We start from the raw sequence: 10,363 nt of genomic DNA, 5'->3' as shown, positions 1-10,363 counted from the left end.
ACTCTTCATAAAAGCCTAGGAAGGTCATCAGCTCCAGCCTAACCCCCGCTACCAACGTAATAATTAAAGGTGTGTCGTCTGACATGCCTTTTTTTGTGCCTGAAATTTGGCGCATAGAATATCGTTAGGAAAGCGTCGGGCTCGACTCTTCATAAACGCTAGGGAAGGTCGTCAGTTCACAAGTTGTGCTTTAGCGCGTAACTTGCATCAAGGTGTGCAGCACCGAAGCCCGAAGGGGCATAACCGCCGACAGGCTGTTATGAATAAACCTGGCCCCGCTACCACAACGGAAAGATAAGCTAATCGAAAGGTATGCCTTTTTCTGTGTCTGAAATAAAGTACATATGCGTTACAAGAAAGGCGTCGGGCTCGGCTCTCCATAAATGCTCAGGAAGGTCGTCTGTTGACGGGTTGTGCATAGAGTGCAGCGGGTATCAAGATAGGCAGCGCCGAGGCCTTTAAGCGTGAAGCGTCATCGTCGACGGACTGTTATACATACGGCTATACACGATGACTCTGAGCTTCTTATTGAGTTTCTTCTTGGGCTTTTAGTCGAATAGGGTGAGAGCTATTGTTTGAGTGGGTTAGGGGATCATCTTCTCGAGATCCGCTTTGCGAATAACGTGGCAGTAGATCATATTGATAATTTCCAGTTCCCGTTGATGAATCTCATCGGTAGCGGCAGCACAACAATCATCGACCACCAGAACATCAAAGCTTTCATCGGCAAGGCTTCGTACGGTTGAGGAGATGCATTGATCGGTAAAAATGCCCGCGACAATGACCTTTTTAATACCCATATTATGCAGTGTTAGACGCAGGTTGGTACCGGTGAGGGCTGAATCTGTGGTTTTGAGGACGGTAATTTCATCGTCGATCGGCGATAGCGCTGAGACAATCTGGCTATCTTCTCGGTCTTTTGGTAAGAGTAAGTAATTAAAGCCTGGTTTTTTTTGGCTAAGCGAGCGATCTCTGCCGTCTTCTGTTTGACAGGCGATACGCGCAAAGATGACTTCGATATTGTGCTGACGCGCAAAGGCGATTAACTCGGCTGTGTTGGGGATAACCGTGTTATTCATCCGTTTAAAGAATGGCTGCCAGCGCTGGTTTTCTTGCGTATCCTCTTTAGCCTCAAGGTAGGTGTTTTGTATATCGATGACCAATAGCGCTGTTTGTTGAGGTTTCAGTTGGATATCTTCAGGTTCCTCTGCGGTGGCATAGTAAAAAGATCGATAGGCTGTTTTCCAGTTCCACATTATTTGTTTCTCCTGTGTAATATCAATATGTTGCACAACGTCATAGACTGAGTTAATTTGATTTTATGGTTACCAATAAAAAAACAAAACGTCAGAAGCGTATTATCGAAGAGCTTGGTTTTCAGCCAGGTTTGCGTATTACCGAGCTGGCTGAAAAGCTGGGTGTCTCGGCGGAAACCGTGCGTCGGGATCTGGACGATTTGACTGCGCAGGGCGTCATTGATCGTACCTATGGCGGTGCTGTGGTACGCAAAAATATGCAAGAGCCGGTGCTGAATGAGCGTCAGAATCTGCTGGTGGAGGAACGCCAAAAAATCGCTCGGGCCGCTGTGCCTGTTCTGACGGGAGGCCAGCATTTTATGATTGGCTCGGGGGCCACGACGGTGCATCTCGCTCGACGTATGGCTTACGAGATGAATAATATTACTGTTTTTACCCACTCGTTTGGGGTTGCCACGGTGTTGTCGCTGAATCCCACGATTAAGGTGTTGATGGCGCCGGGTTGTTATTATGCGCCGGAAGGGGCGCTGCATGGCTCGCAAACGATTCGTTATCTGCAAAATTTTCGCGCTGATTGGGCTATTTTGGGTGCCAGCGGTCTTGATTTGGAAGGTGGTAGCGATGCAGTGATTGAGGCTGGCGAAGTCTATGCCGCCATGATCGCTCGTTCGACTCGCAGTATGATTGTCGCGGATCACAGCAAATTCAACCAGACCTTTGCCGCGAATTATAGTCGCTGGCAGGAGGTGGATGTGCTGGTCTCCGATGAACGCCCGACACAAGCGTTGGCCGATGTTATTGAGGCGGCAGGCACCGCGGTCGTCACCCTTGATAAGTGAGTCGCGTTGAAAAACATAGGCTGCTGTATCCTGCGCATGTCTCAACTGGGTAGCCTGCCCAGCACTTTCTTGATTGCCTCAATAAAATAATCGGTTTCTTCAAGGTTCAAGCATAAAGGCGGGCGTATTTTGAGGGTATGGCCATAGGGGCCCGCAGCACCGATTAATATACGCTCGTCACGTAATTGATTGATAACCTGCGTCGCTAGAGAGGCGGATGGCTCGGCGGTAATGGGGTCACACAGGTCTAGGCCGATAAATAAACCGGCACCACGCACTTCACCTATTCGCGGATCGGTTTCACTCAGTTGAGTGAGTTGTTGCTTTAGATAGGCGCCAATTTTTTTGGCATTTTCTTGTAGGCCTTCCTGTTCGATAACCTGCATAACCGCCATGGCTGCAGCCGCGGCGGCGGGAGTACCGCCGAAGGTATTGAAGTAGCCTACATCATGACAAAAGGAGGCCAATAGATGGGGTTTGACCACCAAGGCGGCGACGGGATAACCATTGCCCATTGGCTTGCCCATGGTCACCATATCGGGTACCACGTTATGTCGCTGGAAACCCCAAAAACAATCACCAGTGCGGCCAAATCCGGGCTGTACTTCATCGGCGATATACAGTCCTCCCGCTTGCTGCACGGTCTCGACGGCAGGCTTTAAAAATCCGGCGGGGCCACTAAATACCCCATCACTGGAAAAGATAGAATCGCAGAGTAGTGCGGCAATACCATAACCTCGCGTCTTCAATAGCGCGATGGCGGCTGTTACGGCTTGATTAAACCCCGTTGCGATATCCTGACCAAAGGCCGCGCTGCTGGGAGCGGGCACGGTGACCACGTAGTCGGGACAGGTCGCGTTTTTAAAGGCGGAAGGAGATACCTGTGTGACATATTCTGTATTCCCGTGATAGGCGGTCGAGGTCACGATAAAGCCTTGAGCGCCGGTATTGGTTTTTGCAATACGCATGGCTAGATCATTGGCTTCACTACCACTACAGGTCATCACGACATTTTTTAATGCCGATGGCAGCGTCGACTTTAGTTTTTCCAGGTAGCTTTCGGTGACATCGCTGAGATAGCGAGAGTTGGTGTTCAGTGTGGCTAGTTGTTCAGCAATTGCCGCAGACACTCGTGGATGGCAATGACCCACAGAGGGCACATTATTATAAAAATCCAGATAGCGAATGCCGGCGGCATCCGTCATCCAACAGCCGCTGGCGGATACCATCTCTATGGGCTGTTTATAGAACAGCACTGAGGCGGCGCCGATATTTTCTGTTCGGCGCTTTAACAGAGGGTTGCTGATAGATTCCTGTTGTCTGGCATCGAAGGCATTCATATCCAGAATGCCACGTTTATTGTTCGTCATACGCTTTACCATTATTGGTGACGTGAGATGTATTGTGTTGCCATATCGACGGTGACGGCCGTAAATCCAGAGCCTAGCTCTTGGGCCGTGGGCGTTTCACTATGGCTGGCGAGCCAAGCCGTTAGCAATATTCGGCGTAAAATAATGAAGGTTGGAAACATCGCTTCATCGACAGCAGACAGCGGACGATGATCACGATAGCCTTCAATCCAAGCGGATTGCAGGCTGGGGACAATAGGGTCGTCTTCTATAAAGCTGATGGCCGCCGCGAAGTCGTACATAAACCAACTGAGACCGCAGTCATCGAAATCGATAACGCCTAAGCGATCACCGTCGATCAGTAGATTAGCCAGTCGAAGGTCGGCATGTATCAAGCCAAAGCGGTTGTCGCGCATACCGTATGTTTCGAGTTGATCTTGGATCATTAAGCAAGCTTGCTCAATAGTGTGTTGCCCAGCCTCTGTGAGACCGGTTGCTGCGCGCCAGTCACCCCATAGCGGTGTTGCACCTAGCATGGTGTTGAAGTTCCAGGTTTTGCGCACAAAGGTTTCTGGCCGCACCCAGTTTTGTGAGTGAGTGTGTAGCTTAGCGCTGATGCTTCCCAATTGCCGAAAGCCGTTGATTAGCTCGGCATTGGTTGCAGGTTCTTTGCCAGACATAAAGCTGAAAGCAACCACATCACGTATGTCATGGCCGGTACTAAACGAGGCTATGGCTGCACCCGAGCGTGTGGTGATGGGCTTAGGTGTTTCTATTACACCTTGCTGTCTGAGATCGTTGATCCATAGAAGCTCTGATTGAATCTCCTCACGGGTATGATAGCCCGGCCGATGAACCCGCAGTATGAGCTGTTTATCCTGCGTTGGATCGTAGGCTAAGCAGGTCATATTTTCCGAGATGGTCAATAATCGGACATCAGTCTGATCAGATAAACCCCATTCCCCGACCAAGCTCTGCGTCCCACGAAGCAGCTCATTCAGTAATTGATCATCATATAAACCACTCATAAGAGGTTTCTCCAGGGACTATTGATTGTTTATTGTTGTTGAAGGTTAAACATAAAATGTTTGACTTACAACATTTATTGGTGCAATTTGTGTGTACTTGATCAAAATGTAGCCTGATTTGTTGCAGTGTAACCCATTGCATTTGAATCCTGAGAATTGATAAGAGGGATAAACAATGAAACTTTCTAGGCGATGCCGGGTGTTATTTCAGCAGGATTGTTTGCCTTTCTCCTGAGCTGGGGTAACTTCCCATTATCGTTATTTACCACGGGTGCGGATTCAACCTTGCCGGAATGGTTATACGCCAAAATGGTGTCTGGTTATTCACCGTTGGTGCCGACAGTCGGCATATTGACGGTGCTTTGTTCCGCCTTAATGTTAGCGATTGCGTTGATAGCGCCCTCTGTGCCGGCGTTTTTAGCACGTTTTAAAAAGACAAATACCCCTTAAGGAGATGAGTGATATGTTAACTTCTATTGCAGGGAAAACCTGTATTGTAACCGGTGCATCGAAAGGTATTGGTAAAGGCATTGCTCACGTTTTTGCCGCACAAGGGGCAAAGGTGATGATTGTTGCTCGTGGAGAAGCCGACGCGGTAAGCGCCGTTAAAGAGATTGTGGCGGCAGGCGGCGAGGCTGACTACTGTTGTTGCGATATGTCTGAATGGAGTCAGGTTGAAGCGATGTTCGCTAAGACTGCTGAGGTGTTTGGTCGTGTCGATATCGTTTGTGCTAACGCCGGTATTTTTCCACAGGTGAAAATTGCCGATATGGATCCCGAAGATTGGGATCATGTGATGTCGACTAATTTGAAAAGCACATTTCTGACGGTGAAAGCGGCCATCCCCTATTTTGAAAAAGCAGGTGAGGGCCGGGTGGTCGTTACCTCATCCATTACAGGCCCTGTCACAGGATTTCCCGGCTGGTCTCATTATGGCGCATCAAAAGCTGGGCAGTTGGGCTTTATAAAAACCGCCGCCATGGAACTGTCACGCTATAACGCCACCATCAATGCGGTAATGCCTGGCAATATTTATACCGAGGGTTTACAGGGATTAGGGCAAGATTATCTGGATACCATGGCTGCGTCTATCCCGCTGAAGCGACTGGGTACGGTAGAGGATATCGCGAATGCGGCACTGTTCTTCGCTTCTAAAGAGGCGGCGTATATTACCGGTCAGCAGATTATTGTGGATGGCGGCCAGATTTTGCCTGAATCGCTGGAGGCGATAACTGAGATCTGATTGGCGACTGAAGTAAGATGTTATGTGAAGAATAGGCGAATGGTCCTGTCTCATTGTGAGGGCCGTATTGGGGGCCTTTATGAGTGTTGCCAAAAGGTGCGGTCGCTGCTGAGCTTTGATCCCGTTCAGCCATTTGTTAACTTGAGAAATTTTTATGTAGAATAAAATGGGCCCACCGGTGATGGGCTCATTGACGATTTTTGTTTAATTCATTATTTAAAGCGCCCCTTCACTGCTACCGTTAATCGTTCTGATAGGTGTGCGAACTCAGGCCGGCTCTCTTCTTGCGGCAGAAGATCGCCTGTGCGTGGTTATCACATTCGGTTGACTAAAAAATAGACATAACGGTTTTCCTAAAGCTGCTGAGTGTTGATGGTTAAACCGCGACCTGCGACGCTGTGCTGTCCAGTTGGCAAATGCGTTCTAATAGTTGTTGACGCGTCTGTTGTGCTTTGTCGTAGGCGGCATCTTTCACTGGGCCATAGCCACGAATAACGGCAGGCAGTCTAGCCAGTTCAACGGCATCTTGAAGGTTATCAACACTAAGATTGTTTAGGATTGCGGCGATATCTTGTTCATATTCACGGATCAGGCGTCTTTCGAGGCGACGGTCGGCACTGTAACTAAAGATATCCAGTGGTGTGCCCCGTAGCGTTTTGGCGCGAGCCAGCAGGCGGAACAGCGGGAGGATTTTTTCGCTGAAGGTGCGTTTTTTGGGTCGCCCCGTGGCGCTATTAATACGCGAGATCAGCGGTGGAGCTAGATTGAATTCCAGTTTGAAATCGCCTTCAAACTGGTTTTCTAGCTGTTGTCTGAAAGCGGCGGATGTGAGTAATCGCGCCACTTCATATTCATCTTTATAGGCCAGCACTTTGGCGTAGTTTTCAGCCACGGCTAGGCTCAGTGAGTGGTCTTTCCCTAGGTTTTTTTCAGCATCACTGACCTGTTGAACCAGCGCTTCGTAACGTTTTGCCAGTGCGGTATTTTGATACTGTTGCAGGTGCTTGGTTTCCCGGCTTACCAGTTCATCGAGCCCCGGCATCATTTTGACTGGCTCGATATTAGTTGCTGGGGTGGCAATCTGCTCAACCTGTTGCAGGTTATGGGCGGCACGACGTCCCCATAGCAACGCTTGCTTATTATCTTCTACCGCAATAGCGTTCAGTTCGATAGCCTGTTCGATGGATGTCAGTGTTAATGGGATCAACCCTTGCTGCCAAGCATAGCCGATACAAAACAGGTTAACCGCCATGCCGTCACCGAGTAGATTGGTGGCGAGGGTGGTGGCATCGAGGCAGAAACTGCTCTGTGGCTTAGCGGTCTCACGAATGACCTGTTCCATCGCCGTGTTGGGAACTTGTACATCAGGATCTCGGGTGAAGGCGGCAGGCATGGTTTCATGGGTGTTGATAACCACTTGGCTACGAGCGCGGTCGAGCTTGCCGAGAGCCTCTTCACTGGCACCGACCATCAAATCAAAACCAATCATGAGATCGGTTTCACCGGCAGGTATACGCACGGTATGGATCTGCTCTTGAGTGTCGGCAATACGGATGTGACTCATGACGGCACCGAACTTTTGCGCTAAGCCAATCTGATCTAAGACTCCGACACCTTTACCTTCGATATGTGCCGCCATACCGAGTAGTGCGCTGATGGTAACCACGCCGGTGCCACCTACGCCGGTGAGGAGAATGTTGTAGGGCGTAGAGCATTGAGGGAGCTGTGGGGTGGGCAGTTCCGGGAAACTGCTGAGCTTGCCTAAAGGTTCAGGTTTGCGCAGCTTGCCGCCTTTGACGGTGACAAAACTGGGGCAAAAACCACGCACACAACTGAAGTCTTTATTACAGGCGGATTGATCGATCGCCCGCTTGCGACCACGGCTGGTTTCTTTGGGCAGTAGCGATAGGCAGTTAGATTGCACGCCGCAATCGCCACAGCCTTCGCAGACATCCTGATGAATGACGACTCGTTTTTGCGGATCGGTTAACTCTCCGCGCTTACGGCGACGACGTTTTTCGGCGGCACAGGTTTGATCGTAGACCATGGCCGTACAGCCGGAAATATCACGTAACTCTAGTTGAACCTGTTGTAAGTCATCCCGATGGTGAAAGGTAACGCCTTCAGCAAAGGCAGAACGGCTAGGGTATTTATCCGGTTCATCACTGACAACGGCGATGCGGTGTACTCCTTCGCCATAGAGCTGATGGGTAATCTGTTGTACGCTGAGCTGACCATCGATCGGTTGACCGCCGGTCATGGCGACGGCATCGTTATAGAGCACTTTATAGGTGATGTTGGCTTTAGCGGCGATCGCGGCTCTGATGGCTAATAAGCCTGAGTGGAAATAGGTGCCATCGCCGAGGTTTTGGAATACATGATTGTTGTCGGTAAAGGGGGCTTGGCCTATCCACGTTGCGCCTTCGCCGCCCATTTGGGTGAACGTATCGGTGCCGCGATCCATCCACGTGGCCATGTAATGACAGCCGATGCCGCCGAGCGCACGACTGCCTTCGGGTACGACGGTCGAGGTGTTGTGCGGGCAGCCAGAACAAAAGTGAGGCGTACGCTCTAGCAGTGCTCGAGGCTGCGATAGTTCATATTCTTTTTCCGTGAGGAAGGCCAGTCGGTGGTGAATCTGTTCACTGTTATAAAAGGGTGCGATACGGGCGGCAATCGCGCGGGCAATCATCGCCGGAGTTAGTTCGCCGAGGCTGGTGAGTAATTCATTGCCAAGCGCGTCTTTTTTACCCACAACGTTAGGACGTGTACTTTGGTGACGGTCTTGCCAGCTGTAGAGTTGCTCTTTAAGTTGATCCTCAATCAGGCCACGCTTCTCTTCGATCACCAAAATTTCGTCTAAACCATCGGCAAATTCATAGATGCCCTCGGGTTCTAGTGGCCATGGCATTGCGATCTTATACAGACGGATGCCAAGTTCGGCCGCCTGCAGGTGGTTTATACCCAGATCTTCCAGTGCTTGTAGAACATCCAGATAGGATTTACCGGTGGAGACAATGCCAAAGCGAGGCTGCGGGGGATCAATAATGATTTTGTCTAATCGGTTATGGCGGCAAAATGCTTGAGCGGCACGAATCTTATAGCGATGTAGGCGCTCTTCTTGCTGCATCGGTTTGTCGGGCCAGCGGGCATTGAGGCCATCAGCGGGTAGCTCGAAATTCTTAGGTATTTCGATCGCGAGGCGATCATGATCGAGGTTCGCAGAGATGGCTGAATCCATGACTTCAGCGAGTGCTTTTAAACCAACCCAGCAACCGCTATAGCGGGACATCGCCCAGCCATATAGACCGTAATCTAGCATCTCTTGAATCCCAGCGGGATACAGCACCGGCATCATCGCATCCATAAAGGCATAATCACTTTGATGCGGCAGGGTAGAGGATTTACAGGCATGGTCGTCACCGGCAATGGCTAGTACTCCACCATATTGAGAAGTACCAAAGGCGTTAGCATGTTTCAGCACATCGCCGGTACGGTCGACACCGGGGCCTTTGCCATACCAGAGGCCAAACACGCCATCGTAGCGAGCCCCTTCAAACACATTAACCTGTTGAGACCCCCAGACCGCGGTTGCCCCGAGATCTTCATTGACTCCCGGTTGAAAGACGATATTAGCGGCGTTCAGGTGGTCGCGTATCTGCCACAAGGTTTTGTCAAAGTTACCTAGCGGTGAACCGCGATAACCCGAGATAAACCCGGCGGTGTTATGACCCGCTTTTTTATCGCGTGCAGCTTGTAACATCGGTAGACGGGCGAGTGCCTGACTTCCGGTGAGATATACCCGACCGGATTGTTTTTCCCACTTGTCTTGCAGAGAGATGGAATTTTTCATGTGCATAGCTCCATGTTCTGAACGGCACGGGTCGGTGCTTCGTGTCAGAACGAATCAGAAAAAGATGAACAGGTTAGGGATACATCAGATGCCTAGAGGCAAAATAATTCTGTAACGGGCTATTGGTGCTTGAGGTAAGGGTGGACAGAAACCGATTACCGAGTCAGAGCGTTTGCAAGAGTGCGACAGGGTGTACCGCTGGGAGTGGCAGTGTGTCATGGTAAATACCTTTAACCTTAGCTGGATCACAGCGAGGTCTATATCTTGTTGTTATTTTTCTGGGGGTAACCCAGTGAGTATTTTAAGGCTCTAGTGTCACCCTTCTGAGGTGTACACGAGCTCAACATTAGTCTGGCTTGTAGCGTGAGTCAACCAAGGAAATGATCTGTGATATAGAGAATATTTAAAATTAAAGCTATAAAAGCCCATCGATTCAGGAAATTATCCTGTTAGGGTGAGTTTAAGATAATTTAATTTTTTCGTTGAAATTAAAAGGATATCGCGGATGATACAGCATGTATGCCACTTAGAAGTTTGTACTGAAGTTTTTTGATTTCAGAGGATATTCGTTTTTATCGAGTACCTGTTTGCGAGCGAGGAAGAAACGAGGAAGAGTTGAGCTTTTGCTTGGGGTTTTTCATTAGACTCTAAGTCGAGCCCGACGCTTTCCTAACGATATTCTATGTGCCAAATTTCAGGCGAAAAAAAAGCCAACCTTTCGATTAGCTTATCTTTCCGTTGTGGTAGCGGGGGCCAGTGTTAAATGGACGGCCTTCCTGAGGGCTTATGAAGAGC

General features: G+C 49.7%; 7 protein-coding genes. 3 read left to right on the top strand and 4 right to left on the bottom strand.

The window, feature by feature from the left end; all coding sequences use genetic code 11:
• Positions 1 to 584 precede the first annotated feature (584 nt).
• On the bottom strand, positions 585 to 1,256 hold the full coding sequence (locus tag Q4488_RS18530) for a cysteine hydrolase family protein (protein ID WP_303582046.1): 672 nt from the start codon (positions 1,254 to 1,256) through the stop codon (positions 585 to 587).
• 65 nt (positions 1,257 to 1,321) lie between these two features.
• Here Q4488_RS18530 and Q4488_RS18525 point away from each other — a divergent pair, with 65 nt between their 5' ends.
• The gene (locus tag Q4488_RS18525) at positions 1,322 to 2,095 is read left to right on the top strand and encodes a DeoR/GlpR family DNA-binding transcription regulator (RefSeq protein ID WP_303582044.1); all 774 of its coding nucleotides are present in this window, start codon (positions 1,322 to 1,324) and stop codon (positions 2,093 to 2,095) included.
• A 41-nt stretch (positions 2,096 to 2,136) separates the two neighbouring features.
• On the opposite strand, the gene Q4488_RS18520 is transcribed toward Q4488_RS18525, so the two are convergent.
• Entirely contained in the window at positions 2,137 to 3,465 is a 1,329-nt protein-coding gene (locus Q4488_RS18520) for an aspartate aminotransferase family protein (protein WP_303582042.1), read from the bottom strand.
• A gap of 11 nt (positions 3,466 to 3,476) precedes the next feature.
• The gene (locus Q4488_RS18515; RefSeq protein ID WP_303582040.1) at positions 3,477 to 4,472 is read right to left on the bottom strand and encodes a phosphotransferase enzyme family protein; all 996 of its coding nucleotides are present in this window, start codon (positions 4,470 to 4,472) and stop codon (positions 3,477 to 3,479) included.
• A 192-nt stretch (positions 4,473 to 4,664) separates the two neighbouring features.
• On the opposite strand from Q4488_RS18515, the gene Q4488_RS18510 reads away from it, so the two are divergent.
• Together Q4488_RS18510 and fabG are read left to right on the top strand one after the other, a co-directional pair.
• The gene (locus Q4488_RS18510) at positions 4,665 to 4,922 is read left to right on the top strand and encodes a hypothetical protein (protein WP_303582039.1); all 258 of its coding nucleotides are present in this window, start codon (positions 4,665 to 4,667) and stop codon (positions 4,920 to 4,922) included.
• A gap of 13 nt (positions 4,923 to 4,935) precedes the next feature.
• Positions 4,936 to 5,715 (top strand): 3-oxoacyl-ACP reductase FabG, encoded by a 780-nt coding sequence (gene fabG / locus Q4488_RS18505; protein ID WP_303582036.1) that lies wholly within the window; start codon positions 4,936 to 4,938, stop codon positions 5,713 to 5,715.
• A gap of 376 nt (positions 5,716 to 6,091) precedes the next feature.
• Here fabG and Q4488_RS18500 read toward each other — a convergent pair whose 3' ends face one another.
• A complete protein-coding gene (locus tag Q4488_RS18500) occupies positions 6,092 to 9,568 on the bottom strand; it encodes an indolepyruvate ferredoxin oxidoreductase family protein (RefSeq protein ID WP_303582034.1) in 3,477 nt (1,158 codons plus the stop codon).
• Between the last annotated feature and the right edge of the window lie 795 nt (positions 9,569 to 10,363).

The organism is Amphritea sp. 1_MG-2023 (assembly GCF_030547545.1).
GTDB lineage: Bacteria > Pseudomonadota > Gammaproteobacteria > Pseudomonadales > Balneatricaceae > Amphritea.
Note: the sequence above shows the minus strand (reverse complement) of the source record. Positions and strands in the feature narration are given on the sequence as shown.